Raw genomic sequence first — 25,535 nt, forward strand, 5'->3', positions numbered from 1 at the left:
GGTCTAAGACTGCCATGCCGGTGGCCGCTGCCCATCATCGGCGTCGTCCCGCGGGGACGCACCGTGAGCGAGGGTCTCGACGGTCCGGCGTGCGCTCGGCCCCAACAGCGCCGCCGCCTCCTGCGGCGCCCGCTCCAGCCAGCGGGCCACGAGTGCGCCGAAGGCCGGTTCGGCCCGCGCCAGCTCGACCGTGCGCCGCTCGAAGACCGCCGGCCCGCCCGGTGCCCGCAGCAGTTGCCGGCCGGTGCGCCGCAGCAGGTCCCGGGTACGGTCGGGCGCGCCCGTGGCCGCCCCCGCGGCCAGTGCGCCGAGGAAGGCGTCGAGCACCGACGGGTCGAGCTCCTCGCGGAGCAGCGCCTCGGCGAGCTCGCCGCGCAGGGTGTACGAGGACTCCGTGCCCGGGGCGGCCAGTACGCCGGCCAGCGCGGCCCGTACCGGGGGCGGACCGGAGCCCAGCAGCTCCCGTACGAGCGGGCGGAGCACGGGGGCGGCGGCCAGACCCTGTTCGAGCCGCCGGTCCACGAACTCGGCGGCGTGCGCGGCGTCCTGCGGGTGGAGCGCCAGGTGGTCCCGTACGAGGTCGGCCGCGCGCCGCGCCAGGCCCGGGGTGGTCAGCACGGCCAGCGCGCGCACCACCTCGCCGTCGGCCCGCTCCCGCAGGACGGCGAACACCGCGTCCGGGTCGGGCAGCACGGGGAGCGCGGCGACCAGCGCTGCTGCGGGCAGCCGCAGGCCGCGCCCGGGGTCGCGGAAGCAGGCGAGGGCGTCGGGGAGGTAGCGGGCCCGTACCTGGGGATCGCGGAGCAGGATCCCGAGGGCGCTGCCGTGCAGGGAGGCGTCGCCGGGGCGGGCGAGGAGGGCCTGCGCGGCGTAGCGCAGCAGCTCACGGTCGGCGGGGGTCCGTACGTGCGGGGCGGTGAGCGGCCCGTACGCGGCGGCCGCGACCCGGCGGCCGGGCCGCTCGTCGTGGGCCCAGCGGTCCACGGCACGGCTGAGGGCGGAGGGCTCGTCCTCGGCGAGTACGGAGAGCAGCTCGTCGGCGCGGGGGTGCGCGGCGGTGACCAGCGCCTCGGCGAGGTCGTCGACGGCGAGGTGGCGATGGGTGTGCAGCAAGGCCTGCGCGGCGGTGGCGACGGTGGCCCCGGGCCGCCCGAGCAGCCGCCGCTCGTCGCGGAGCCAGCCGCAGAGCAACGGCTGCACGAGGCGCGGCGCGCGGACCAGCCGCCGGGCGGCGGCATCGAGGAGGCGGTGGTCGTGGGGCAGCATCCGCCGCAGCAGCTCGAAGCGGTCCTCCTCGGCGAGACGCAGCCGGGTCCAGAACCACGCCCCGAACTCCCCCTCGTCCTCCCGGCCCTGACCGGGCCCGGGCGGGCCGCCGGATGCGGTGGTCCCGCCGGTCCCCGTCCCGCCGACGCGGGCGGCATCCCCGGCAGCGGCCCCGGGGCGGAGGTGCCCCGGAGCTCCACCTTGGGCGGGGATCCGCGGGTGCCCGGTGGTACCGGGTCCCGCCCACGGGGTGGTGGCCGTCGGGCCCGGGGTCCCCAGGGCGCCCGCGTACGCCGCGGAACCGGCCGGTGTCGGATCCGCCGGTGTCAGGTCCGCCGGTGTCAGGTCCCCCGACGTCGCGGGCACCTGCGTCGGGCCGGCTTCGTGCGTCCCGCCCGGCGCGGACCCGGTCAGGTGGGTGGTGAGGGCGTACAGGACCGGAAGGTACGGCGTCGCGTCCGGGACGCGGAGCAGGGTTTCGCCGACGAGGCGGGCGGCCCACCACCGCGCCTCGGGGCCGGGCGCTGCGTCGAGCAGGGCCACGAGCCGCTCCAGTGCCGCCGCCCGCTCCCCGGGCGGAAGCAGGCCCAGGGCCTCCAGTACGGGACCGATGCGGTGGCGGGGAACGTCCCGGCCCAGGGTGTCCAGGGCGGCGGGGAGATCCAGGTGCGCGGCCTGCACCCAGTCGGCGAGCTCCTCGTGGGCGAAGCGGTACCCCTCTCCGGCGGGCACCAGCAGCCCCTCGGTGAGCACGGCGGAGGCCCACCCCGACCGCCAGGGGAACAGTTCCTCGAAGGAGGCCCGGTCCACCTGGCCCCGGCCCGGCCCCAGACACCGCCGGGCGGCTTCGTGCACCCGCCCGGCCACCCGCGCGGCCAGCCGGCCCACCCCTGGCCCGTACACCCCGGCCGTGTCGGGCCCGTCGGCGCCGACCGGGTCCGCGGCCCCGCCGACGCCGGGTCTACGGGGCTGCGGCAGCGCGGCGGACACCCGGACGGCCACGCGCAGGCACAGCAGGTCCAGGTGTGCGGCGAACACCTCGTCACGGGACGGACGGCCGGCGGTGACCCCGGCCGCGCGGACCTCCGCGAGCAGCCGCAGGGTCAGCGGGTGCCGGGCGTCGGCTCCCGCGACGGCGTCGGCCGGGATCCCCAGCCGGGCCCCGGCGAGCGCCGCCTCCTCGGGGGTGAGGTCGCCGACCGGGACGGCGGGCGGCAGCCGGCGGGCCGACCGGGCCGGGGTCCGGAGCATCCGCGACGGGTAGAGCCGCCCGGCCGATTCCCAGTACTCGGGGCGCGCGGCCACGACGAGCCGGGCTCCGGTCGCGTCCAGCCAGGCGGCGGTGGCCGCGGTCCACGGCCCGGCCAGCGCCGCGAGCCGCGGCGGCATCTCCTCCGGCCCGTCCAGGACGACTAGCAGGCCCGCCCTGCCGAAGCCACGAGCGCGGCCAGTGCCGACGCCGGGTCCGGGCCCGGAGCGGCGACCGGCAGCTCCAGGATCCGCCCCGCCTCCACGAGCGCCCGGGTCACCGCGTCGGCCAGGGAGGCGTCCCCGGCCTGCAGGTCGGCGCCGCGCAGCCAGAGGGTCGGTGCCGGGCGCGGGCCGCGGGCGCGGCGGACCGCGAGGGCGGCGAGGGCGGTCGTGCGGCCGGTGCCGGGGCGCCCGACCAGCGCGAGGACCGGGCGGTCCCCGGTGGTGAAGCGGTCCCCGGCGGTGAAGGCGTCCAGTTCGGCCGCGATCTCCGGGCGGTCCACCGGCTCCGGTCCACCGGCGGCGAGGGCCGCGCCCAGGGTGGTCCCGGTGAGCTGCAGGGCTCCGGCGAGGTTCAGATCGGTGCCGTGGCCCGGCACGGTGGCGGCGTTGCGTTCCAGCAGCGCGGCAAGCGGTCCGCCCGGATCGGCGGCGGCCGCGGCCGTGAGGGGCACCGCGAAGCCGCCGGAGCGGTGCTCCGCCCGCAGAGCGGTGCACAGGACCGCGAGCACCGCTCCGGTTCCCGCGTCCAGCACCGGGCCCCCGCAGGCTTCGCCGCCGAGCCGCAGCGCGTCGCGGCCGTCGGTCCCGATGGCCAGCTCCAGCGCGGCCGGGAGCCGGTGGAGCCGGTCCGCCGCCGTCGCCGCCGTCGTCCCCGTCCCCGCCGTCACCGTGGAGGCCGCCGCGTAGGTGGCCTCGGCCCCGCCGAGCACCCGCGCCTGACGCCAGCCCCGCGCGGACAGCCGTACGTACGTCCCGGGAGCGATCACCCCCCGCGGAGCGACCGGCAGCGGCCGTACCCCGAGCCCGTCGCTCCGTACGAGCGCCAGCCCCAGCTCCGGCAGGGCGGTCACGTCCGAGGCCCCCGCCACCCAGGTCCGCTCCCCCGGCGACGGCCCGTGCAGGACCACCCGGGCCAGTCCGTCGACGGCCTCGTGGCTGGTGAGCACCGTCCCCCGGTCGTCCGCGACGAACCCGCTCCCCCGCGGCCTCCCGGCGAGATCGCAGATCCTGATCAGTTCCGCCGTCACCGCACCACTCCCCGCCGCGCGTGCCCCGTAGCCACGACGGTAGGCAGGTGAAGATCAGCGGGAACAGCACGCGAGGCGAAAGCGCCCCCTTACGCTCCCTCCATTCACTCCGAGCGCCTGCTCGGACGGGTGAATAAGGGGCTCCGGGTGGATAGAGACCTACCCGAGGGGGGTCGTGGAGCGGTGAGCAGCAGTCCGTGTGCGCTCACCGCTCCACGTCAAACAGAACCGGCCGGCCCGAAGGCCGGCCGGGGAACTGCATCGGGGACCGCGCGGGGCGCAGGACCCGTCAGGCGAAGACGGCGAGCGACTTCGCCTTGCCGTTCTTGCTCTCGACGAGCCCGAGCAGCTGCCCGTCCGGCCCGTAGACCGCGACCGCCTTGCCGGGCTCGTACTCGTCCGGCATGTCGATCCGCACGCCGTTCGCCAGCAGCGACGCCCGCCGGGCGTCGAGCTCCCAGCGCGGGAACGCGGCAGCCGCCGCGTCGCCGATCGGCATGACGGTCAGCTCCTCCTGGAGCTGGTCGAGCGTGCGCGCCCGGTCGATCTTGTACGGGCCCACCCGCGTGCGCCGCAGCGCCGTGAGGTGCCCGCCGACGCCGAGGTCGGCGCCCAGGTCCCGCGCGAGCGCGCGGATGTACGTACCGCTGGAGCAGACCACGGAGACGACGAGGTCGACGACCTTGGTGCCGTCCTCGGCCTCCGCATCCCGCATGTCGTACACCTGGAACGAGGACACGGTCACCGGGCGGGCCGGGATCTCGAAGTCCTCGCCGTCGCGTGCGCGCTTGTAGGAGCGCACGCCCTTGATCTTGATGGCGCTGACCTTGGACGGGACCTGCATGATCTCGCCGGACAGCTTGGCGATGCCCGCGTCCACGCCCTCCCGGGTGACCCCGGAGGCGTCCGTGGACGAGATGATCTCGCCCTCGGCGTCGTCCGTCAGGGTGTTCTGGCCCAGCCGGATGGTGCCGAGGTACTCCTTCTCCGTGAGCGCGAGGTGGCCGAGGAGCTTGGTGGCCTTCTCGACGCCCAGGACCAGCACGCCCGTCGCCATCGGGTCGAGCGTGCCGGCGTGGCCGACGCGGCGGGTCTTGGCGATCCCGCGCATCTTGGCGACCACGTCGTGCGAAGTGAAACCGGACGGCTTGTCGACGATGACCAGGCCGTCCGGCGTCTTCCCTGCGTTGGTGCTCATTACGCGGATGCGTCCCCGTCTTCGTCGGCGTCGTCGGCGTCGGCGTCGTCCTCGTCCGGCTTCTTGTACGGGTCGGCGTCGCCGGCGTACTTCGCGCCCGAGGAGACCTCGCGCACCTGGGCGTCGGAGGTCCGCGCCTTCTCCAGGAGGTCCTCGATGCTCTTGGCGGTCTCCGGAAGGGCGTCCGCCACGAACGTCAGGGTCGGCGTGAACTTGGTCTGCGCCGCCCGGCCGACCGCGGAGCGCAGAACGCCCTTGGCGCTCTCCAGACCCGCTGCCGCACTGACCCGCGCCTCGTCGTCACCGTAGACCGTGTAGAAGACCGTGGCCTCCCGCAGGTCGCCGGTGACCCTGGTGTCCGTGATGGTCACGTGCGTACCGAGGCGGGGGTCCTTGACGCCGCGCTGCAGCTTCTCGGCCACCACCTCCCGGATGAGGTCCGCCAGCTTCTTCGCCCGCGCATTGTCGGCCACTGGTCCGTCTCCTTCTTCGTCTTGCGGTCAGTCTTCATCACCGTGGAGCCGCCGTCGTACCGACAGCAGCTCCACTTCCGGACGTGCCGCGACCAGCCGCTCGCAGCGGTCCAGTACATCCGAGAGGAACCCCGTGTCCCCACTCACCAGAGCGACCCCTATACGGGCCCTGCGGTGCAGGTCCTGGTCGCCCACTTCGGCCGCGCTCACAGAGAACTTGCGCTGGAGCTCGGCCACGATGGGCCGGACGACGGAGCGTTTCTCCTTCAGCGAGTGAACGTCGCCGAGGAGCAGATCGAAGGACAGAGTCCCCACGTACATGCAGGTCCGGATATCCCGCCGGTGCGGGTTCGGTGGCCTGCCGGCCGTCGCGCGGCAGGGTCATCAGAACCGTACACGCAACGGCCGGGGCCGATCGACGGATATTCCGCCGACCGGCCCCGGTGTTACAGCTACCTACGACACGGTGCGAACCGCCTCGCGCTTACGCGCGGGGCTTCTCGCGCATCTCGTACGTCGCGATGACGTCGTCGATCTTGATGTCGTTGAAGTTACCGAGGTTGATACCACCCTCGAAGCCTTCGCGGATCTCGGTGACGTCGTCCTTGAAGCGGCGCAGACCGGAGATGGTGAGGCTCTCGGCGATGACCTTGCCATCGCGCAGGAGCCGCGCCTTGGTGTTGCGCTTGACCTCGCCGGACCGGATGAGGACACCGGCGATGTTGCCCAGCTTGGACGAGCGGAAGACCTCGCGGACCTCCGCAGTACCGAGCTCGACCTCTTCGTACTCCGGCTTGAGGAGACCCTTGAGAGCCGCCTCGATCTCCTCGATGGCCTGGTAGATCACCGAGTAGTAGCGAACGTCGACACCCTCGCGCTCCGCCATCTGCGCGGCACGGCCGGCCGCACGGACGTTGTAGCCGATGACGATGGCGTCGGAGCCCATCGCCAGGTTGATGTCGGACTCGGTGACCGCACCCACACCGCGGTGCAGGATGCGGATGTCGACCTCTTCGCCGACGTCGAGCTGGAGCAGCGAGGACTCGAGAGCCTCGACCGCACCGGACGCGTCGCCCTTGATGATGAGGTTGAGTTCCTGGACCAGACCGGCCTTGAGGACCGAGTCGAGGTCTTCCAGGGACACCCGGCGGACGCGCTTGGCGAAGTTGGCGTTGCGCTCACGCGCAGCACGCTTCTCGGCGATCTGACGGGCGGTGCGGTCCTCGTCGACGACGAGGAAGTTGTCGCCGGCGCCGGGGACGTTGGTGAGACCCAGGACCAGGACGGGGGTCGCGGGACCCGCTTCCTCGACGTTGTTGCCCTTGTCGTCGAGCATGGCGCGCACACGGCCGTAGGCGTCGCCCACGACCATCGTGTCGCCGACGCGGAGGGTACCGCGCTGGACGAGGACGGTGGCAACGGCACCGCGGCCGCGGTCGAGGTGGGACTCGATCGCAATACCCTGAGCGTCCTGCTCCGGGTTGGCGCGCAGGTCGAGCGAGGCGTCGGCGGTGAGGACGACGGCCTCGAGCAGGGAGTCGATGTGCAGACCCTGCTTGGCGGAGATGTCGACGAACATCGTGTCGCCGCCGTACTCCTCGGCGACCAGACCGAACTCGGTGAGCTGACCGCGCACCTTGACCGGGTCGGCACCCTCGACGTCGATCTTGTTGACCGCGACGACGATCGGGACGCCGGCGGCCTGGGCGTGGTTGAGCGCCTCGATCGTCTGCGGCATGACGCCGTCGTTGGCCGCGACCACGAGGATCGCGATGTCGGTCGACTTCGCACCACGGGCACGCATGGCGGTGAACGCCTCGTGACCCGGGGTGTCGATGAAGGTGATCTTGCGGTCTTCGTCGTTGACCTGGGTGGTGACCTGGTACGCACCGATGTGCTGCGTGATGCCACCGGCCTCGCCCGCAACGACGTTCGTCTTGCGGATGGCGTCGAGCAGTCGGGTCTTACCGTGGTCGACGTGACCCATGACGGTCACGACCGGCGGACGCGGCATGAGGAATTCCTCGCCGCCCTCGTCCTCGCCGAACTCGATGTCGAAGCCCTCGAGGAGCTCGCGGTCCTCTTCCTCCGGGCTGACGATCTGAACGACGTAGTTCATCTCGCCGGCCAGCATTTCGAGGGTCTCGTCGGAGACGGACTGCGTGGCAGTGACCATCTCGCCGAGGTTCATCATCACGGCGACGAGCGACGCCGGGTTGGCGTTGATCTTCTCCGCGAAGTCGGTGAGGGACGCACCGCGCGACAGGCGAACGGTCTCGCCGTGACCACGCGGCAGCATGACGCCGCCGACCGACGGGGCCTGCATGGCCTCGTACTCCTGGCGACGCTGGCGCTTGGACTTGCGACCACGACGCGCGGGACCACCGGGACGACCGAAGGCACCCTGCGTGCCACCACGGGCACCGGGACCACCGGGACGACCGCCGAAGCCGGGACGACCGCCGCCACCGGCACCGGCCGGACCGCCGCCGAAGCCGCCGCCACCGGGACGGGGACCGCCGAAGCCGCCACCGCCGCCGGGACGCGAGCCCGGACCGGCCGGACGACCGGCGAAGCCGCCGCCCGCGGGACGACCCGCGCCACCGGCGCCGCCGGGACGGGGACCGCCCGCACCGGGACCACGGCCACCGGGGCCGCCACCGGGACGGGGACCGGGACCACCGGCAGCGGGACGCTGCGGCATCATGCCCGGGTTGGGACGGTTACCACCGGGAGCACCACCGGGACGCGGGGCGCCGCCCTGCGGACGCGGCATGCCGCCCGGGGTCGGACGACCGGCACCGGCACCCTGGGGACGCGGAGCGCCGCCGGGGCCGCCCTGCGGACGGGGAGCGCCACCCTGGCGGTCACCGGCGCCGGGGGCGCCGGGACGGGGAGCGCCGGCCGGACGGGGCGCCTGCGGGCGCGCCATGCCGGTGGAGCCACCAGAGGTGAAGGGGTTGTTGCCCGGACGGGGACCGGCCGGACGGGCGCCCTGCGGACGCGGGGCCGAGGCACCGGGACCGGCGGGACGCTCGGTGCGCGCCGGAGCGGCACCGGCCGGACGCGGGGCGCCGGGACGGGCGCCGGACTGGCCGCCCTGGGCCGCCGGACGCTCGGGGCGCTGCTGCGCCGGACGCGGACCGGGGGTCGCGCCGGGACCGGCGGGACGGTCGGTGCGCGCCGGAGCCGCGGCGGCCGGAGCCGCCGGAGGCGCCGAGAACTCGGTCGCCACGGGAGCCGCCGGAGCGGGCTTCGGGGCGGCCGGAGCCTTGGGACCGGGACGCGGACCACCGGGGGCGGCGGTCGGGGTCACCGGGGCGGGGGCGCTGACGGCCGGGGCCTCGGCAACGACCGGCTTGGGGGCCGGGGCGCCGGGCTTCGGGGCAGCGGGACGTGCAACAGCACCCGGGGTGGGAACCCCGGGCTTGGCGGGGGCGGCCTTGCGGGGCTCACCCGGCTTCGCAGCGGACTTGCCGGCGTTGCCGCCGGGGCCCTGCAAAGCATCGGTCAACTTGCGTACGACCGGCGCCTCGATCGTCGAGGACGCCGAACGGACGAACTCACCGAGTTCCTGGAGCTTGGCCATGACGACCTTGCTCTCAACTCCGAACTCCTTGGCGAGTTCGTATACCCGGACCTTAGCCACTTCGCTCCTTTTAGGTCCGGGTTACGCCGGACCGTGTCTACTTCATGCTCGTACTCATCGCGTACTCATCGAGGGGTGCTCATCGCAATCTCGACCTACTTCCAACTCGCGAGGTACCTGACCGCACGGTGATCCGTGCCGTACTACGTGCTTACGGTGTCGCCTCGGCCTCATCGGCCACGGCTTTGTGCAGTTCCGCCGTGTCGAACGGTCCTGCGGACTTGAAGGCCCGGGAGAACGCCCTGCGGCGGACAGCCTGGTCGAGGCAGACCACGGCGGGGTGCACGTAGGCACCCCGGCCGGGCAGCGTACCGCGAGGATCGGAGACACATTTGTCACCGACCGCCACGATGCGCAGCAGATCGCTCTTGGCCGCTCGCTCCCGACACCCCACACAGGTGCGTTCGGGGCATGCGCGGGCTTGCGTCCGGCCAGACACGCTTAAGTCTACCTCCCCGCACCGACCTCACCCCTTCGGGCGAAAAATCGAACGGATGTTGTCGTGATCACTAGTGCCGGGTCCGGCCGCCGAAACCTCGGCGGCGGACGGCCGTGCACGTCGAGCAGGGCTCTTGTCGCCCCTGCTGTTCTTGTGTACCGCCCGAACAGCTCCGGGCGGTAGCGGTTTTATTCCCCGCGGCGGTCGTCGCGCCGGTCGTCCCGGCGGTCGTCGCCCCGGTCGTCGCGGCGCTCGTCGCGGTCGCGGTCGTCCCCGTCCGAGGGCTGCTCGGTGTCGGGACGGATGTCGATGCGCCAGCCGGTCAGGCGGGCGGCGAGGCGGGCGTTCTGGCCCTCCTTGCCGATGGCCAGCGACAGCTGGTAGTCGGGAACGGTCACCCGCGCGGACCGGGTGTCCCAGTCCACGACCTCGACCTTGCTCACCCGGGCGGGTGACAGGGCGTTGGCGACCATCTCCGCCGGGTCGTCCGACCAGTCGACGATGTCGATCTTCTCGCCGTGCAGTTCGGCCATCACGTTGCGCACGCGGCTGCCCATCGGGCCGATGCAGGCGCCCTTCGGGTTGAGGCCGGAGCGGTTGGCGCGGACGGCGATCTTGGTGCGGTGACCGGCCTCACGGGCGATCGCGCAGATCTCGACGCTGCCGTCGGCGATCTCCGGGACCTCCAGCGCGAACAGCTTCTTCACCAGGTTCGGGTGGGTGCGCGACAGGGTCACGGACGGACCGCGGACACCCTTCGCCACCCGCACGACGTACGACTTCAGGCGCAGTCCGTGCGTGTACTCCTCGCCCGGGACCTGCTCCTGCACCGGCAGCATGGCCTCCATCTTGCCGATGTCGACGAGGACGTTCTTCGGGTCCTTGCCCTGCTGCACCACGCCGGTGATGACATCACCCTCGCGGCCCAGGAACTCGCCGAAGGTCAGGTCGTCCTCGGCGTCGCGCAGACGCTGGAGGATCACCTGCTTGGCGGTCGTCGCGGCGATGCGGCCGAAGTCCGACGGGGTGTCGTCGAACTCCTTGGCCTCCTGGCCCTCTTCCAGGTCCCTCGGGTCCTCGGTCGCCCACACGATCACGTGACCGTTGGTGCGGTCGAGCACGACGCGTGCGCGCCGGAAGCTTCCCTCGGTGCGGTGGTACGCGATGAGGAGGGCCGACTCGATCGCTTCGACGAGCAGGTCGAAGGAAATCTCCTTCTCCCGGACCAGACCCCGTAGGGCACTCATGTCGATGTCCACGACTACGCCTCCTCTTCCTTCTTGTCCTTGCGGTTGAACTCGATCTCGACACGCGCCTTGGCGATGTCGGTGAAAACGATGCGGCGGGCGGTCGCCTTGCGGCCCTTCACGCCCGGGACCTCGAGGTCCATGCCCTCGTCGTCGACGTCGAGGATGCGGGCGATCACTTCCCCGCCGTCCGACGTCTGGAACTTCACGAGCCGGCCGATCGCCCGGATGTAGTGACGGTGCTCGGTCAGCGGGCGGTCCGCGCCCGGCGAGCTCACTTCGAGGACGTACTCGTCCTCACCCATCGCGTCGGTCTCGTCCAGCAGGTCCGAGACCTCGCGGCTCAGCTCGGCGCACGCGTCCAGCTCCACGCCGTCGTCGGAGTCCACGATGATGCGCAGCATCCGGCGCTTGCCCGCCTTGGACGTCTCGATCTCCTCGAGGTCCAGGCCCTTGGCGGCGACGAGCGGCTCCAGCAATGCGCGCAGCCTGTCGCTCTGGGTGGTGCTCATCCGGGTGACTCCTCGGCCGCGTGTGCTGTTGTGATTTCCGTCGTGCGTCAGGTCAAAGGGTATCCGGTCGCGGAGGGTGTTGCCGTCCGCGCTGCGGCGGGGGCCCCGGGTACCGTGATCACACCCTGCCCGCCTTCACCCCTAGGATGTATGCGTGCCCCCGATCCTGCCGTCGCGAAGAGGCCTGCTCGCCGGTGCCGCGGGCATCGCCGGAGCCGCGCTGCTCAGCGGTTGCTCCGACGACGGGCCGCCCGCCGCGGACCCCGAGGTTCCACTCGAACGGCGGATGCGCGAGACGGCCGTTCGTGAGAGCGAGCGGCTGCTGGAACGTTACGACGCGACGAGCGCGGCCCATCCGGCCCTCGCGCAGCGCCTCGCACCGCTGCGCGCCTCGGTCGCGGCGCACGCGGCGGGCCTCGCCGAGGGGTCCCCGGCATCCTCGCCGTCCCGTTCCGCCTCCGCCGCCTCTCCCGTCCCGTCCGGCGGCGCGGCCGCCGCTCCCCCCGCTCCGGGAGCCGCGCCGGTGCCCGCCGCGCCCGCCGACGCGCTGACCGCGCTCGCGGACGCCGAGCGGAGCCTTGCCGAGGCCCGGACGATCTCCCTGGCCGAGGCCCCCGGGGAGCTGGCCAGGATGCTCGCCTCGGTGGCGGCGTGCGGCCACGTGCACGCGTACCTGCTGACCTCGACCCCGGGAGCCTCCTCGTGACGCCCACCCCCTCCCCCGCCGGACAGGTCCTGGAGGCCGCGCAGGCCGCGCTCGCCGCCGAGCACGCGGCCGCGTACGGCTACGGCGTGATCGGGGCCCGGGCCGCGGCCGCCCGCTCCGCCGAGGCCCGCGAGGCGCACGGCGGGCACCTCGCGCGCCGCGACGCGCTCGCCCGCACCGTGCGTGAGCTGGGCGGTTCCCCCCGCCCCTCGGAGGCCGCGTACGCCCTGCCGTTCACCGTGCGCACGCCCGCCGACGCCGAGCGGCTGGCCGCCGGGATCGAGGACCGGGTGGCGGGCGCGTACTCCGATCTGGTGCGCGCCGCCGAGGGCCGGTTGCGCCGCGAGGCGGCTGACGCGCTGAGCGCCGCGGCCGTGCGGGCGGCACGGTGGCGTGGTGGCGGCGTAGCCTTCCCAGGGCTCACGGAACGCGCGGACACACCGCCGACCTAGCGCGCAAGCATGCGCGACGAGCCCGGGCACAGCTGAAAGGGACCACGCACGCATGGCTTTCGAACCGCCGCAGCGGCTCGTACGGGCGCTCGGCGAGCTGCCGGAATCGGCGCACGTCTCGGACTGGCTGGGGCAGCTCCCCGGGCTGGCGGAGGCCGCGCTGGCCCGGCGCGGAGTACAGGCCCAGCGGGTGCAGGCCCCCGGCGGCCGCAGCAGCCTGGTCGTCCTCGTCCGGTACGCCGACGGGACCCCGGCCGCGCTGAAGCTGGCCCCGCCGGGGCTCCGGCCCGACCGGGAGCTGGCCGCGCTGGCGCACTGGGGCGGCTTCGGGTCGGTACGGGTCCTCGACACGCGCCATCACGAGGAGGACGGGGCGCTACTGCTGGAGCGGCTGCACCCCGAGGTCTCGCTGCGGTCGCTGCCGGAGGCGAAGGCGCTGCTGGAGGCCTGCGGCACGCTGCGCAGGCTGTGGGTGGCCCCGGCGCCGGGGCACGGCTGGGAGACGGTCGCCGAGCGGACCTCCGAGCAGGCCGAGGTGCTCCGCAAGGCTCCCCCGGAGGCGGCGGAGCTGGCCTCGGCGGCGCTGGCGGCCCGCGAGGAGCTGACGGCGGCGCCGGCCGAGGAGCTGCTGCTGCACGGCAACTTCCGGCAGGGCAAGGTCCTGGCCGGCGAGCGCGCTCCGTGGCTGGCGGTGGGTCCGGACCCGATGGTCGGCGAGCGGGCCTACGACCTGGCCCGGCTGGTACGGGACCGGCTGGAGGACCAGATGGCCTCCTCGGCGGGGGCCGCGGGCGCCCGGCGCCGGGTGAACAAGCTGGCCGACGCGCTGGAGGTGGACCGGGACCGGCTGCGGGGCTGGACGCTGTTCCGGGCGGTCGAATCGGGCAACCGGGCGCTGGCCGCCGGGCGGCGGCGGGACGCGGAGCTGCTGCTGGAGTTCGCGGGCTGGTTGTAGGGCATAAGCCCTGTGGGGAGAGTGCCGCCCGGCAGGAGCAGGAGGCCGTCATGGTCGAGGAACTGCTGACAGCCGGCGCCGTCGCGGGCGTCGGGATCGTGGCCTACCTGGGCGCCGCCGCCCGCGTGGTGAAGCAGTACGAGCGGGGCGTGGTCTTCCGCCTGGGCCGTCTGCGGGGCGGCGTCCGCGGGCCCGGCTTCACTTTCGTGGTCCCGGTCGTGGACCGGCTGCGCAAGGTCAACATGCAGATCGTGACGATGCCGGTGCCCGCGCAGGAGGGGATCACGCGGGACAACGTCACGGTGCGGGTGGACGCGGTCGTGTACTTCAAGGTGGTGGACGCGGCCAACGCGATCATCGAGGTCGAGGACTACCGGTTCGCCGTCTCCCAGATGGCGCAGACCTCGCTGCGGTCGATCATCGGCAAGTCGGACCTGGACGATCTGCTCTCCAACCGGGAGCAGCTCAACCAGGGCCTGGAGCTGATGATCGACAGTCCGGCGGTGGGCTGGGGCGTCCAGATCGACCGGGTGGAGATCAAGGACGTGTCGCTCCCGGAGACGATGAAGCGGTCGATGGCCCGGCAGGCGGAGGCCGACCGGGAGCGGCGGGCGCGGATCATCAACGCGGATGCGGAGCTCCAGGCGTCGAAGAAGCTGGCCGAGGCGGCGGAGGTCATGTCGGAGCAGCCCGCGGCGCTGCAGCTGCGGCTGCTCCAGACGGTCGTGGCGGTGGCGGCGGAGAAGAACTCCACCCTCGTCCTCCCGTTCCCGGTGGAACTCCTCCGCTTCCTGGAACGCGCGGCCCCAGCCCCTGCGGCCCCAGTCCCTGCGGCGCCCGCCGCTGCGGCCCCTGCCCCGTCGGCGGCGTCTCCGACCATCGCGGCCCCCGCCCCGGTGGCGCCGTCTGCGGGCATCGCGGCCCCCGCCCCGGTGGCGGCATCTGAGGACACCGCTGCGGGGCTCGGCCCCGGGGCGGTTGTGGAGCCCTGCCTCGACGGATCCCCGCCGCCGGCGGAGCCGGACGTGCGCGGGTAGGCGCTGCGCGGAGCGTCCCCTACCCGCCCTTCGCCCGTTCCCCGGGCTCCGCCCCGGACCCGGTCCTCAAACGCCGGACGGGCTGAAAGCGGGCCCCGGGCTGCGCCCGGACCCCCTGGGGCTCCGCCCCGGACCCCGCGCCTCAAACGCCGGCGAGGCTGGATTTTCCAGCCCGTCCGGCGTTTGAGGACCGGGTCCGGGGCGGAGCCCGGGGAACGGGCGAAGGGTGGGTCGGGGACCGGCCCCGCAGGGCTACGCGCCCGCGGTCGCGGTCAGGCGGGACAGGGCTTCCTCCAGGGGGAGTTCCTCGCGGGTGCCGGAGCGGCGGTCCTGGAGTTCCACCACGTTGTCCGCGGAGCGGCGGCCCGCGACCAGGATCCACGGGACCCCGATCAGCTCCGCGTCGGTGAGCTTCACCCCGGGTGACAGGCCCGGCCGGTCGTCCAGGAGGATCCGGAGACCCGCCCCGGCCAGGGACTCCGCCGCCGACTCCGCGAGCGCGAGCGGCACCGCCTTGCCCGCCGCCACGACGTGCACGTCGGCCGGGGCCACCGCCGCCGGCCAGCACAGGCCCCGCTCGTCGGCCGTCTGCTCGGCCAGCGCGGCCACCGCGCGGGACACGCCGATGCCGTAGGAGCCCATCGTGACCCGGACCGGCTTGCCCTGCGCCCCGAGGACGTCGAGCCCGAAGGCGTCCGCGTACTTCCGGCCGAGCTGGAAGATGTGCCCGATCTCGATGGCCCGGTCCAGCCGCAGCCCGGCGCCGCAGGCGGGGCAGGGGTCGCCCTCCTCGACGACGACCACGTCCAGGTACTGGTCCACCTCGAAGTCCCGCCCGCAGACCACGTTCCGGGCGTGCGTGTCGGGCTTGTTGGCCCCCGTCACCCAGGAGGTGCCCGGCGCGACGCGCGGGTCGGCGAGGTAGCGGACCTTTTCCAGGCCCTGCGGGCCCACGTAGCCCCGTACGAGGTCGGGCCGGTCGGCGAAGTCCTCCGCCGTCACCAGCTCCACGACCGCCGGGGCCAGGTGCTCCCCGAGCTTGCCGAGGTCGACCTCCCGGTCGCCCGGTACGCCGACGGCGGTGATCTCGCCGTCGACCTTGACCAGGAGGTTCTTCAGGGTCGCCGACGCGGGCACGCCCAGGTGCGCCGCCAGGGTCTCGATGGTGGGGGTGTCGGGGGTCGGGATCTCCTCCAGCGCGCCGTGCTCCCCCGGGGCCGGGGTCAGGGCGAAGGTGACCGCCTCCGTGTTGGCCGCGTAGCCGCAGGAGGGGCAGTCCGCGAAGGTGTCCTCGCCGGCCGGGGCCGGTGCCAGGAACTCCTCCGACGCCGAGCCGCCCATCGCGCCCGACACCGCCGACACCACCCGGTGGTCGAGGCCGAGCCGCTCGAAGATGCGTACGTAGGCCTCGCGGTGGAGCCGGTAGGACTCCGCCAGGCCCTCATCGGAGACGTCGAAGGAGTACGAGTCCTTCATCTGGAACTCGCGGCCGCGCAGGACGCCCGAGCGGGGCCGCGCCTCGTCCCGGTACTTGGTCTGGATCTGGTAGAGCATGACCGGCAGGTCCTTGTAGGACGTGCACTGGTCCTTGACCACCAGGGTGAAGATCTCCTCGTGGGTGGGGCCGAGCAGGTAGTCCGCGCCCTTGCGGTCCTTGAGCCGGAAGAGCAGGTCCCCGTACTCCGACCAGCGGCCGCTGACCTCGTACGGCTCCTTCGGCAGCAGCGCCGGGAGCAGCACTTCCTGCGCCCCGATCCCGTCCATCTCCTCGCGGACGATGCGCGAGACGTTGTCCAGGACCTTCTTGCCGAGCGGCAGCCAGCTCCACACCCCGGCGGAGCTGCGCCGGACGTAGCCGGCCCGGACGAGGAGGCGGTGGCTGAGGGTCTCCGCGTCGGCGGGGTCCTCGCGGAGGGTCTTGGCCATGAGGCGGGACATGCGCTGCACATGTTGCGTTGACATGACGGGAGGCTATCGGGGGCTCCGGGGCGCGCGGAAACGGATTGAGCACCTCCGGGGTCGGGGCCGTACGGGGTCAGGGCCTGCGCAGCGGTAGCGGGGCGCCCATGACGGCGTACGGGAGGCTCGCGCTCGGGAAGAGGACCTGTCGGGCCAGGTCCGTGTAGCCGAGGGAGCCGTAGAGGCCGCGGGCGGGGCTGTCGGTGTCGATCGCGGAGAGGATCGAGCGGTCCTCGGCGGCGGTGTCGGTGATCAGGGTGATGAGGGCGCGGCCGACGCCCTTGCCCTGGAAGCCGGGGTGGACGTGGAGCTCGGTGATCACGAAGGACCCGTCGAGCCATTCCTCGTGGCCGCCGGCCCGCAGATAGGGTTCGACGACTCCGGACCACCAGTGCGTGCGGTCGTTGGGCATGCCGTAGACGAACCCGGCGAGCCCCCCGTCCTCGGTGAACGCGCCGAGCGCGCGGGCGCCGCGGCAGGTCATGTGGCGCTGGACGATGTAGCGCCGGATGCCGACCTCCTCCTCGCTGAGCCCGAAGGCCAAGGCCTGGACGCGCAGGGCCTCGTCGACCCGGGCGGCGAGGTCGAGGGGCCCGATCCGCAGTCCGGCGGGCCGGACGGGGTCTTCTCCCGCGGGGGTTGGCGTCATGCGGCGACCTTACTGGCCGACCGCGCGGTCGAACAGGAAGATCGGAACGGGACGCTCAGAACAGCACGCTCATGAACGCTCCGACCTCGCGGAAGCCGACCCGGCGGTAGGAGGCCCGTGCGGCGGTGTTGAAGTCGTTGACGTAGAGGCTGACCACGGGGGCCACGTCCCGGAGCGCGTACGCGACGACGGCGGCCATCCCGGTCTCGGAGTGTCCGCGGCCGCGGAACTCGGGGGCCACCCAGACGCCCTGGATCTGGCAGGCGCGGGAGGTCGCGGCGCCGATCTCGGCCTTGAAGACGACCTTGCCGTCCTCGATGCGGGCGAAGGAACGCCCACTGGCGACCAGCTCGGCGACCCGGGCCTGGTAGAGCAGGCCGCCGTCGCCCGTCATCGGGGAGATGCCGACCTCCTCGGTGAACATGGCCACGCAGGCGGGCATGATCAGGTCCATCTCGTCCTTGCGGATCCGGCGCACCCGGGGGTCGGCGGTCACCGCGGTGGACGGCTGCTCCATGACCATGAGGGGCTGGTGGGAGCGGACGTCGCGGGCCGGGCCCCAGCTCGGCTCCAGGAGCTGCCAGAGCAGGCCCGTGGCCTCGGCGGGGCCGACGATGGAGGAACAGCGGCGGCCGGTGCGCCGGGCGCGGTCGGCGAAGGCCCGTACCGCGTCGGGACCGGCGCCGACGGGCACCAGGTTGGCGCCGGCGTAGCAGAGCGAGCGGAGCTCGCCGTCTGCGTACCAGCCCCACATCTCGCCGCCCAGGCGCCACGGGTCGAGCCCGGCGACCTGGACCCGGGAGGTGACGAACGCGTTCTCGACCGGCTCGCGGCCGAGGATGTCGAGCGCGGCGTCGAGATCACTGGGCTCAAGGACCCGGGTGGTGGTCTGCGTCAACACTGGGGCCTCACCATGCAAGTCTGCTGATCTCCGCACTGTACCCGGAGCGGCTCCGAGATGCCCCCGAGGGCCCTCGGGGCGCCTCCGGGGCGGTCGTCGCCTCCGGGGCGGCCGTGGCGCCCGGAGGCCCGCATGCGGACGGGCCCGGAGCCGCACCTGCGGCTCCGGGCCCGTCACTCGAGACCAGCGGGAAATACCGGCGGGAGACTAGACGCCGATCGCGACGGTCGGCTCGCCCGACATCACGCCGTCCTTCTCCATCTGCTCGGCGATCTTCATCGCCTCTTCGATGAGCGTCTCGACGATCTTCGACTCGGGAACGGTCTTGATGACCTCGCCCTTGACGAAGATCTGGCCCTTGCCGTTGCCGGAGGCGACGCCAAGGTCGGCCTCACGGGCCTCGCCGGGGCCGTTGACGACGCAGCCCATGACCGCGACGCGCAGCGGGACCTCCATGCCCTCCAGGCCCGCCGTGACCTCCTCGGCCAGCTTGTAGACGTCCACCTGGGCGCGCCCGCAGGACGGGCAGGAGACGATCTCCAGGCGGCGCGGCTTGAGGTTCAGCGACTCCAGGATCTGGATGCCGACCTTGATCTCCTCCACCGGCGGGGCCGACAGGGAGACGCGGATCGTGTCGCCGATGCCCTCGGAGAGCAGCGCGCCGAAGGCGACGGCGGACTTGATCGTGCCCTGGAACGCCGGGCCGGCCTCGGTGACGCCGAGGTGCAGCGGGTAGGTGCACTGGGCGGCGAGCTGGCGGTAGGCGTTGACCATGACCACCGGGTCGTTGTGCTTGACCGAGATCTTGATGTCGCTGAAGCCGTGCTCCTCGAAGAGGGAGGCCTCCCACAGCGCGGACTCGACCAGCGCCTCGGGCGTGGCCTTGCCGTACTTCTTCAGCAGTCGCGCGTCGAGCGAGCCGGCGTTGACGCCGATCCGGATGGGAGTGCCGGCGTCCTTGGCGGCCCGCGCGATCTCCTTGACCTTGTCGTCGAACTGCTTGATGTTGCCCGGGTTCACGCGGACGGCGGCGCAGCCCGCGTCGATCGCGGCGAACACGTACTTCGGCTGGAAGTGGATGTCGGCGATGACCGGGATGTTCGACTTCTTCGCGATCACCGCGAGCGCGTCGGCGTCGTCCTGCGTCGGGCAGGCCACGCGGACGATGTCACAGCCGGACGCGGTCAGCTCCGCGATCTGCTGGAGCGTGGCCCCGATGTCGGAGGTCCTGGTGGTGGTCATCGACTGCACGGAGATCTGGGCGTCCCCGCCGACGGCGACCGAGCCGACCTGGATCTTGCGGCTGAACCTGCGCTCGGCCAGCTTCGTCGGTACGGCGGGCATTCCGAGAGAGATGGCAGTCATCTGCTGTGCAACCCCAAGGTGTGGATTAGGTGCCGGGGATCGGCGGGCTCCAACCCCCGAGATTACGCCAACCGGCACGCCTCTCGTGCATCACCGGTCGCGTGCCACTCGAACGTAGGGAGCCGGGCACGAAGAGTGCCCGGCTCCGGTTCGCGTGGAGTACGGATGGCCCGTACGAGGCCGCGCCGATCTTTCGATCAGGTGATTTTAATGGGATTGACCACGTCTGCGGCCAGTACCAGCAAGGTGAAACAGAGGAAAACTCCGGCCACCACGTACGCGGCGGGCATCAGCTTCGCCACGTCGAACGGGCCCGGGTCGGCGCGCCGGAAGATCCGGGCGAAGGCCCTGCGCACCGACTCCCACAGGGCGCCCGCGATGTGCCCGCCGTCCAGGGGCAGCAGGGGCAGCATGTTGAACAGGAAGAGGGAGAGGTTGAACATGCCCAGGACGTTCAGCATGATCGACATCCGCTGCTCGCTCGGAATGTCCAGGGCCGCGATCTCCCCGTTGATCCGGGCCGCGCCGACGATGCCCATCGGGGAGTCGGGCTCGCGCTCGGCTCCGTTGAAGACCGAGTTCCACAGGGCCGGGATCTTGCCGGGGAGCTGGGCCAGACCCTGCACGCTGCTCTGGACGACCTCGCCGACCCGGTCCGCGGACTGGGCGAAGGTGAGCGGGGCGATCACGGACTTCGGGCCGACGCCGAGGTAGCCGGCCGAGACGTACTCGCCCTTGACGTAGCCGCCGTGGCCGTCGGTCTTGCCCACGCGGTTCTCCACGAGGTTCGCGTGGAGGGTGACCTTCTGCCCGTCGCGCAGGACGGTGAGGGTGGCGGGTCCGATGGTGCCCCGGATGTTCTTCTGGAGGGTGTCCCAGTCCTCGACCGGCTTGCCCTGGAAGGCCACGATCTTGTCGCCGACCTCCAGGCCGGCGGCCTTGCCCGGGGCCGCCGGGTCGCCCGCCCGGCAGGCGTCGCGGTTCTCGCTCTGCTTGATCACGCAGTCGGTGACGGTCTGGACCTGGGTGGTCGTCTGCTGGACCCCGAAGGTCATCCACACGCCGAAGAAGATCGCCATCGCCAGGACCAGGTTCATGAACGGTCCCGCGAACATCACGATCACGCGCTTCCACGGCTTGCGCGTGTAGAAGAGCCGCGATTCGTCGCCCGGCTGCAGTTCCTCGTACGCCGCCGAGCGCGCGTCCTCGATCATCGAGCGGAACGGCGACGTGGAGCGGGCGGTGACCTTTCCGTCCTCGCCCGGCGGGAACATCCCGATCATGCGGATGTAGCCGCCCATCGGGATGGCCTTGAGCCCGTACTCGGTGTCGCCCTTCTTGCGCGACCAGATGGTCCGCCCGAAACCGACCATGTACTGGGGCACGCGGATGCCGAAGAGCTTGGCCGTGGAGAGGTGGCCGAGCTCGTGCCAGGCGATGGAGAAGAGCAGCCCCACCACGAAGACGAGCACGCCGATCAAGGTCAGCAGTACGGTCATGCGCGCGCCTCCAGGGCGGCCCGTGCCGCCATCTCCTGTGCCCGGGCCCTGGCCCAGGTCTCCGCTTCAAGGACGTCCGCGACCGTGAGGGAAGTTCCCTTGGCCGGGGTCCCGTGTTCATCGACCACGGCAGAGACCGTATCCATGATTGCTGTGAACGGGAGCCGACCGGCCAGGAACGCCTCTACGCACTCCTCGTTCGCCGCATTGAACACGGCGGGCACGGTACCGCCCAGGGTGCCGACGTGCCGGGCCAGGCCCACCGACGGGAAGGCCTCGGTGTCCAGCGGGAAGAACTCCCAGGTGGAGGCCTTGGTCCAGTCGAAGGCGGTGGACGCGTCCGGGACCCGCTGGGGCCAGCCGAGGCCGATCGCGATCGGGCCGCGCATGTCCGGCGGGGTGGCCTGGGCCAGCGTGGAGCCGTCCGTGAACTCCACCATGGAGTGCACGTACGACTGCGGGTGGACCACGACCTCGATCCGCTCGAAGGGGATGTCGTAGAGCAGGTGCGCCTCGATGACCTCCAGGCCCTTGTTGACCAGGGTCGCCGAGTTGACGGTGATCACCGGGCCCATCGCCCAGGTCGGGTGGGCCAGGGCGTCCTCCACCGTGACCGAGGCCAGCTCGGCGCGGGTGCGGCCGCGGAAGGGCCCGCCGGAGGCGGTGACCACGAGCTTGCGCACCTCGGCGCGGGTGCCCGCGGCCAGGGCCTGGAAGAGCGCCGCGTGCTCGGAGTCGACCGGAATGATCTGGCCCGGCTTCGCCAGGGCCTTCACCAGCGGGCCGCCGACGATCAGCGATTCCTTGTTCGCGAGGGCCAGGGTCCGCCCGGCGCGCAGCGCGGCGAGGGTGGGAGCGAGGCCGATGGAACCGGTGATGCCGTTGAGCACGGTGTGGCACTCGGAGGCGGCGAGTTCGGTGGCGGCGTCCGGGCCGACGAGGATCTCGGGCAGCGGCTCACCGGCGCCGTACTCGGCGTCCAGCGCCTCCTTGAGGGCCGGTACGACGTCTTCGCGCGCGACGGCCACGGTGTTCACCCGCAGCAGCCTGGCCTGCTCGGCCAGCAGCGCGACCCGGCCGCCGGCGGCGGACAGGGCCGTGACCCGGAACCGGTCCGGGTGGCGCACGGCGAGGTCGATGGCCTGGGTCCCGATGGACCCGGTGGAGCCGAGGATGACGATGTCCCGACGGCCGGCCGCGGGGTCGAAGAGGACGTGCGGATCGGCAAGGGGGGATGGGCGGTCGCTCATGGACCCATTGTTGCCGCAACTCAGGGGCGCCCGGACACGGAGCCCCCCTCCGTTACCCGAAGGAGAAGGTGCGGGAGCGTCCCGGCGAAGTCCGGGAGGGCATGGGCCACCCGCCACCAGGCGTCCGGATCGGAGCCGAGGGCCAGCGCGAACAGCCGGTCTGCCTCGGCCCGTGCGGCGAGCACCGGGGCGGGCGGCTCGTGGCGGTCGGGGTGGTCGACCTCACCCAGCCAGTGGTCCTCGTCCAGGGCCCAGCAGGCGGGCGCCTTGTGCCGGATCACGTCCTCGCCGGTGAGGAGCCCGCGGGCGAGGCAGTCGCGCACCCACCGGATGTCCTCCTGGCCGGACTCCATGGGCACGGCGAGGCTGGCCAGGGCCAGTTCGCGGTCCACGCCCGCGACGGGCTCGGCGGGCCCGGGCGCCACGGAGCGCACCGCCTCGGCGAGCCCGGGGACCGGTGGTCCCGCGGCCGGCTCCGGCAGGGTGCCGCGCACGATCCGGGCCACCAGGACCGGCAGGGTGCCGGAGAAGGCGGGGGCGTGGCGCAGCAGTTCCGCCCAGAGCCGGGGGTCGTCGCGCAGGGGGCGCAGCGCCCGGGCGACGGCCGTGCGCATGCCCGTCCGCTCGGGCAGGGTCCAGCGCAGGCCGCGGGCCCCGGTCAGGTCGGTGAGCAGCAGGGTGCGGTGCGCGGGGGCCACGTGGGCGACGAGCTCCTCGTGCGTGACCCGGCCCATCCGCACGGCACGGACGGCGGGCCGGTGCCAGGAGGGCTCGTCCGCCGCCGCGGTGGTGAGCAGGCCGTGGACGGTCTCCCGGGGCAGGTCCTCGACGAGCAGCAGGGCTTCGACGGAGCCGGCCGGCAGCGGCCGGCGGAGGTGTTCGGCGAGCAGCAGCTCCGGGTCCGGGTGGTGGCGGAGCGTCAGGATGTCCAGCGGGACCCGCGGCCCGCGCCGGCCGTGCCGGCGGAGCAGGCCTATGAGCTCGGGCGCGGTGAGCGGCCCCTCGCCGGGATCGCGGCCGAGCTCGGTGCGGAGCACCGGCAGGAGTTCCGGCGGGGTCCGGCGGCGGGCGTACCGGGCGGGCCCGGGCAGGCCGGGCAGCGGCCTGCCGACGACGCGGGGGTTGCGGGCGACGTAGGTCCGGTCGGCCGCGCTTCCGTGGCGGAGCAGCAGGGTGACGGTCGAGGCCGACAGCCATTCGTCCCGGCACAGGTACTTGAAGGCGGGCTCGTCGAGCCGGCCGATCATGTCGGTGACGACGTGGTCCGGTGCGTGGCGCAGCAGGTGCGCCACGCACCAGGCCAGCCGTCGGCTGGTGCGGTCTTCCTCGGCCGTCGGCATCGTTCTCGTCCGCCTCGCGCTGTGCTCGGTACGCGTACCCGTACTCATGCCCGTGCTCGTACCCGTACTCGTACTCATCCTCGTACGTCTCTCCGACGTCCGGCGATGATTGCAGGTCAGCGCAGCGGCCGGTGGACGTTTTCGCGGGTTGAGGGGCCGGGGGCGGCGTCGGCGATCCACGGGCCGTCGCCGGAGGGGTCGAGGATGCCCTCCTCCAGCCAGGTGTAGGTGCCGGACAGGACGCCGGCCACGACCTTGCGGTCCAGGTCGTCGGTGTTGTCCCAGAGCCGCCCGAAGAGCTCCTCCACGCGGAGCCGGGACTGCCGGCAGAAGGCGTCGGCCAGCTGGTAGGCCTCGCGGCCGTGCTCGCCGGAGGCCCGCAGGTGCTCGGCGCGGACGCAGGCCGCGCTCATCGCGAAGAGCTCGGCGCCGATGTCGACGATCCGGCCGAGGAACCCCTGCTTGGTCTCCATCCGGCCCTGCCAGCGGGACATCGCGTAGAAGGTCGAGCGGGCCAGTTTGCGCGACCCGCGTTCGACGTAGCGCAGATGGGTGGCGAGGTCGGGGTGGCCGCTCGGGTGGAAGGCCCGGTAGGTGCCGGGGACCTGGCCGGCGCCGGTGGCGAGCTGCGGCAGCCAGCGGGCGTAGAACCCGGCGGCGCGGGCGCCCGCCTTCGCCTTGTCGCCCAGGGCCTTCTCCGGGTCGATGAGGTCGCCGGCCACCGACAGGTGGGCGTCCACGGCCTCGCGGGCGATCAGCAGGTGCATGATCTCGGTGGATCCCTCGAAGATCCGGTTGATGCGCAGGTCGCGGAGCATCTGCTCGGCCGGGACGGCCCGCTCGCCGCGGGCCGCGAGGGACTCGGCGGTCTCGAAGCCGCGTCCGCCGCGGATCTGGACCAGCTCGTCGGCCATCAGGCAGGCCATCTCGGAGCCGTAGAGCTTGGCGAGGGCGGCTTCGATGCGGATGTCGTTGCGGTCCTCGTCGGCCATCTGGGAGGCCAGGTCGACCACGGCCTCCAGGGCGAAGGTGGTGGCCGCGATGAAGGAGATCTTCGCGCCGACGGCCTCGTGCTTGGCGACGGGCCGCCCCCACTGTTCGCGTACGCCGGACCATTCGCGGGCGATCTTCAGGCACCATTTCCCCGCGCCCACGCACATGGCGGGCAGCGACAGCCGGCCGGTGTTCAGCGTGGTCAGCGCGATCTTCAGCCCGGCGCCCTCGGCGCCGATGCGCTGGGCGGCGGGGACTCTGACCTGATGGAAGCGGGTGACGCCGTTCTCCAGTCCGCGCAGGCCCATGAAGGCGTTGCGGTGCTCGACGGTGATGCCCGGCGAGTCGGCCTCGACGACGAAGGCGGTGATCCCGCCGCGGTGGTTCTCGCTCTTGGGGACCCGGGCCATGACGACGAGCAGATCGGCGACGACCCCGTTGGTGGTCCAGAGCTTCACGCCGTCCAGGACGTACGCGTCCTCCCCGTCCGGGACCGCCGTGGTGGCCAGGCGCGCCGGGTCGGAGCCGACGTCCGGCTCGGTGAGGAGGAAGGCGCTGATGGCGGTGGTCGCGCAGCGCGGCAGGTAGGCGTCCTTCTGCTCCTGGGTGCCGAACATCTTCAGCGGCTGGGGCACGCCGATCGACTGGTGGGCGGAGAGCAGGGCGCCGATCGCCGGGCTGACGGAGCCGACGAGGGCGAGCGCCTTGTTGTAGTACACCTGGGTGAGGCCCAGGCCCCCGTACTTCGGGTCGATCTTCATGCCGAGCGCGCCGAGCTCCTTGAGCCCGCGCACGGTCTCGTCGGGGATCTTCGCCTCGCGCTCGATGCGCGCTCCGTCGACGGAGGTCTCGCAGAACTCCCGCATCCGGGCCAGGAAGGCCTCTCCGCGCCGGACGTCCTCCTCGGCGGGGAGCGGGTGGGGGTGGATCAGGTCCAGCCGGAACCGCCCGAGGAACAGCTCCTTGGCGAAGCTCGGCCGCTGCCAGTTCTGTTCCCGGGCCGCTTCCGCGACCTGCCGTGCCTCGCGCTCGGTCACCTTGGGCTGTGCGGGCTGTGCGGGCGGGACGGGCTGTGCGGGCTGTGTTGCGGACATGAGCGGGCTCACCTCGCCGCCGAGAGAGGGGGTGCTTACCGGTCGGTGCT

The 25,535-nt window shown here is 73.0% G+C and carries 19 protein-coding genes and 1 pseudogene; 4 read left to right on the top strand and 16 right to left on the bottom strand.

Annotated elements, in window-relative coordinates; all coding sequences use genetic code 11:
* Window positions 1-3 precede the first annotated feature (3 nt).
* The 8 genes and pseudogenes from ACE1OC_RS11715 to rimP form a co-directional block, all read right to left on the bottom strand.
* Window positions 4-3,767 (bottom strand): annotated as a pseudogene (locus ACE1OC_RS11715) (serine protease).
* 289 nt (window positions 3,768-4,056) lie between these two features.
* On the bottom strand, window positions 4,057-4,965 hold the full coding sequence (gene truB, locus ACE1OC_RS11720) for a tRNA pseudouridine(55) synthase TruB (RefSeq protein ID WP_407836980.1): 909 nt from the start codon (window positions 4,963-4,965) through the stop codon (window positions 4,057-4,059).
* A complete protein-coding gene (gene rbfA / locus ACE1OC_RS11725) occupies window positions 4,965-5,438 on the bottom strand; it encodes a 30S ribosome-binding factor RbfA (protein ID WP_407836981.1) in 474 nt (157 codons plus the stop codon). Before rbfA ends, truB begins: the two co-directional genes overlap by 1 nt.
* 27 nt (window positions 5,439-5,465) lie before the next feature.
* A complete protein-coding gene (locus ACE1OC_RS11730) occupies window positions 5,466-5,759 on the bottom strand; it encodes a DUF503 domain-containing protein (protein WP_030161467.1) in 294 nt (97 codons plus the stop codon).
* A gap of 163 nt (window positions 5,760-5,922) precedes the next feature.
* Window positions 5,923-9,087 carry a translation initiation factor IF-2 gene (gene infB / locus ACE1OC_RS11735; protein ID WP_250749258.1) on the bottom strand — a complete coding sequence of 1,055 codons (3,165 nt, stop codon included), beginning with the start codon at window positions 9,085-9,087 and terminating at the stop codon, window positions 5,923-5,925.
* A 151-nt stretch (window positions 9,088-9,238) separates the two neighbouring features.
* The gene (locus ACE1OC_RS11740; RefSeq protein ID WP_407836982.1) at window positions 9,239-9,526 is read right to left on the bottom strand and encodes a YlxR family protein; all 288 of its coding nucleotides are present in this window, start codon (window positions 9,524-9,526) and stop codon (window positions 9,239-9,241) included.
* A gap of 188 nt (window positions 9,527-9,714) precedes the next feature.
* Window positions 9,715-10,785, bottom strand: coding sequence for a transcription termination factor NusA (gene nusA, locus ACE1OC_RS11745; protein ID WP_407836983.1), 1,071 nt, complete (start codon window positions 10,783-10,785; stop codon window positions 9,715-9,717).
* Between the two features lie 2 nt (window positions 10,786-10,787).
* Complete coding sequence (gene rimP / locus ACE1OC_RS11750; protein ID WP_243337559.1) at window positions 10,788-11,285, bottom strand: ribosome maturation factor RimP; 498 nt, start codon at window positions 11,283-11,285, stop codon at window positions 10,788-10,790.
* Between the two features lie 154 nt (window positions 11,286-11,439).
* On the opposite strand from rimP, the gene ACE1OC_RS11755 reads away from it, so the two are divergent.
* The 4 genes from ACE1OC_RS11755 to ACE1OC_RS11770 are packed head-to-tail and all read left to right on the top strand — an operon-like array spanning window position 11,440 to window position 14,435.
* Window positions 11,440-11,991 (top strand): hypothetical protein, encoded by a 552-nt coding sequence (locus ACE1OC_RS11755; protein WP_407836984.1) that lies wholly within the window; start codon window positions 11,440-11,442, stop codon window positions 11,989-11,991.
* A complete protein-coding gene (locus ACE1OC_RS11760) occupies window positions 11,988-12,443 on the top strand; it encodes a ferritin-like domain-containing protein (protein WP_407836985.1) in 456 nt (151 codons plus the stop codon). The genes ACE1OC_RS11755 and ACE1OC_RS11760 overlap by 4 nt, the downstream gene beginning before the upstream one ends.
* Window positions 12,444-12,495: 52 nt before the next feature.
* Window positions 12,496-13,398 (top strand): aminoglycoside phosphotransferase family protein, encoded by a 903-nt coding sequence (locus ACE1OC_RS11765; RefSeq protein WP_250749271.1) that lies wholly within the window; start codon window positions 12,496-12,498, stop codon window positions 13,396-13,398.
* Between the two features lie 50 nt (window positions 13,399-13,448).
* Complete coding sequence (locus ACE1OC_RS11770; protein ID WP_407836986.1) at window positions 13,449-14,435, top strand: slipin family protein; 987 nt, start codon at window positions 13,449-13,451, stop codon at window positions 14,433-14,435.
* Window positions 14,436-14,687: 252 nt separating this feature from the next.
* Here ACE1OC_RS11770 and ACE1OC_RS11775 read toward each other — a convergent pair whose 3' ends face one another.
* The 8 genes from ACE1OC_RS11775 to ACE1OC_RS11810 form a co-directional block, all read right to left on the bottom strand.
* Window positions 14,688-16,397, bottom strand: coding sequence for a proline--tRNA ligase (locus ACE1OC_RS11775; protein WP_407836987.1), 1,710 nt, complete (start codon window positions 16,395-16,397; stop codon window positions 14,688-14,690).
* 73 nt (window positions 16,398-16,470) lie between these two features.
* Window positions 16,471-17,043, bottom strand: coding sequence for a GNAT family N-acetyltransferase (locus ACE1OC_RS11780; protein WP_407836988.1), 573 nt, complete (start codon window positions 17,041-17,043; stop codon window positions 16,471-16,473).
* Between the two features lie 55 nt (window positions 17,044-17,098).
* A complete protein-coding gene (locus ACE1OC_RS11785) occupies window positions 17,099-17,944 on the bottom strand; it encodes a GNAT family N-acetyltransferase (protein WP_407836989.1) in 846 nt (281 codons plus the stop codon).
* A 207-nt stretch (window positions 17,945-18,151) separates the two neighbouring features.
* Complete coding sequence (gene ispG, locus ACE1OC_RS11790; protein ID WP_250749283.1) at window positions 18,152-19,309, bottom strand: flavodoxin-dependent (E)-4-hydroxy-3-methylbut-2-enyl-diphosphate synthase; 1,158 nt, start codon at window positions 19,307-19,309, stop codon at window positions 18,152-18,154.
* A gap of 197 nt (window positions 19,310-19,506) precedes the next feature.
* Window positions 19,507-20,808, bottom strand: coding sequence for a M50 family metallopeptidase (locus ACE1OC_RS11795; RefSeq protein ID WP_407836990.1), 1,302 nt, complete (start codon window positions 20,806-20,808; stop codon window positions 19,507-19,509).
* Window positions 20,805-22,058, bottom strand: a complete 1,254-nt coding sequence (dxr, locus tag ACE1OC_RS11800; protein WP_407836991.1) for a 1-deoxy-D-xylulose-5-phosphate reductoisomerase — start codon at window positions 22,056-22,058, stop codon at window positions 20,805-20,807. The genes ACE1OC_RS11795 and dxr overlap by 4 nt, the downstream gene beginning before the upstream one ends.
* Window positions 22,059-22,078: 20 nt before the next feature.
* The gene (locus tag ACE1OC_RS11805; RefSeq protein WP_407836992.1) at window positions 22,079-23,446 is read right to left on the bottom strand and encodes a hypothetical protein; all 1,368 of its coding nucleotides are present in this window, start codon (window positions 23,444-23,446) and stop codon (window positions 22,079-22,081) included.
* Between the two features lie 68 nt (window positions 23,447-23,514).
* Window positions 23,515-25,485, bottom strand: coding sequence for an acyl-CoA dehydrogenase family protein (locus ACE1OC_RS11810; protein ID WP_407836993.1), 1,971 nt, complete (start codon window positions 25,483-25,485; stop codon window positions 23,515-23,517).
* Between the last annotated feature and the right edge of the window lie 50 nt (window positions 25,486-25,535).

Origin of the sequence: Streptomyces stoeckheimensis, assembly GCF_045822005.1 — a bacterium.
In the GTDB taxonomy this organism is placed as follows: Bacteria; Actinomycetota; Actinomycetes; order Streptomycetales; family Streptomycetaceae; genus Streptomyces; species Streptomyces stoeckheimensis.

Bases quoted from the DNA above. Each gene is read 5' to 3' on its own strand.
- truB (WP_407836980.1), bottom strand. From the start codon at position 4,965: ATGAGCACCAACGCAGGGAAGACGCCGGACGGCCTGGTCATCGTCGAC.
- ACE1OC_RS11730 (WP_030161467.1), bottom strand. From the start codon at position 5,759: ATGTACGTGGGGACTCTGTCCTTCGATCTGCTCCTCGGCGACGTTCAC.
- rimP (WP_243337559.1), bottom strand. From the start codon at position 11,285: ATGAGCACCACCCAGAGCGACAGGCTGCGCGCATTGCTGGAGCCGCTC.
- ACE1OC_RS11765 (WP_250749271.1), top strand. From the start codon at position 12,496: ATGGCTTTCGAACCGCCGCAGCGGCTCGTACGGGCGCTCGGCGAGCTG.
- ACE1OC_RS11770 (WP_407836986.1), top strand. From the start codon at position 13,449: ATGGTCGAGGAACTGCTGACAGCCGGCGCCGTCGCGGGCGTCGGGATC.
- ACE1OC_RS11775 (WP_407836987.1), bottom strand. From the start codon at position 16,397: ATGTCAACGCAACATGTGCAGCGCATGTCCCGCCTCATGGCCAAGACC.
- ACE1OC_RS11780 (WP_407836988.1), bottom strand. From the start codon at position 17,043: ATGACGCCAACCCCCGCGGGAGAAGACCCCGTCCGGCCCGCCGGACTG.
- ispG (WP_250749283.1), bottom strand. From the start codon at position 19,309: ATGACTGCCATCTCTCTCGGAATGCCCGCCGTACCGACGAAGCTGGCC.
- ACE1OC_RS11795 (WP_407836990.1), bottom strand. From the start codon at position 20,808: ATGACCGTACTGCTGACCTTGATCGGCGTGCTCGTCTTCGTGGTGGGG.
- dxr (WP_407836991.1), bottom strand. From the start codon at position 22,058: ATGAGCGACCGCCCATCCCCCCTTGCCGATCCGCACGTCCTCTTCGAC.
- ACE1OC_RS11805 (WP_407836992.1), bottom strand. From the start codon at position 23,446: ATGAGTACGGGTACGCGTACCGAGCACAGCGCGAGGCGGACGAGAACG.
- ACE1OC_RS11810 (WP_407836993.1), bottom strand. From the start codon at position 25,485: ATGTCCGCAACACAGCCCGCACAGCCCGTCCCGCCCGCACAGCCCGCA.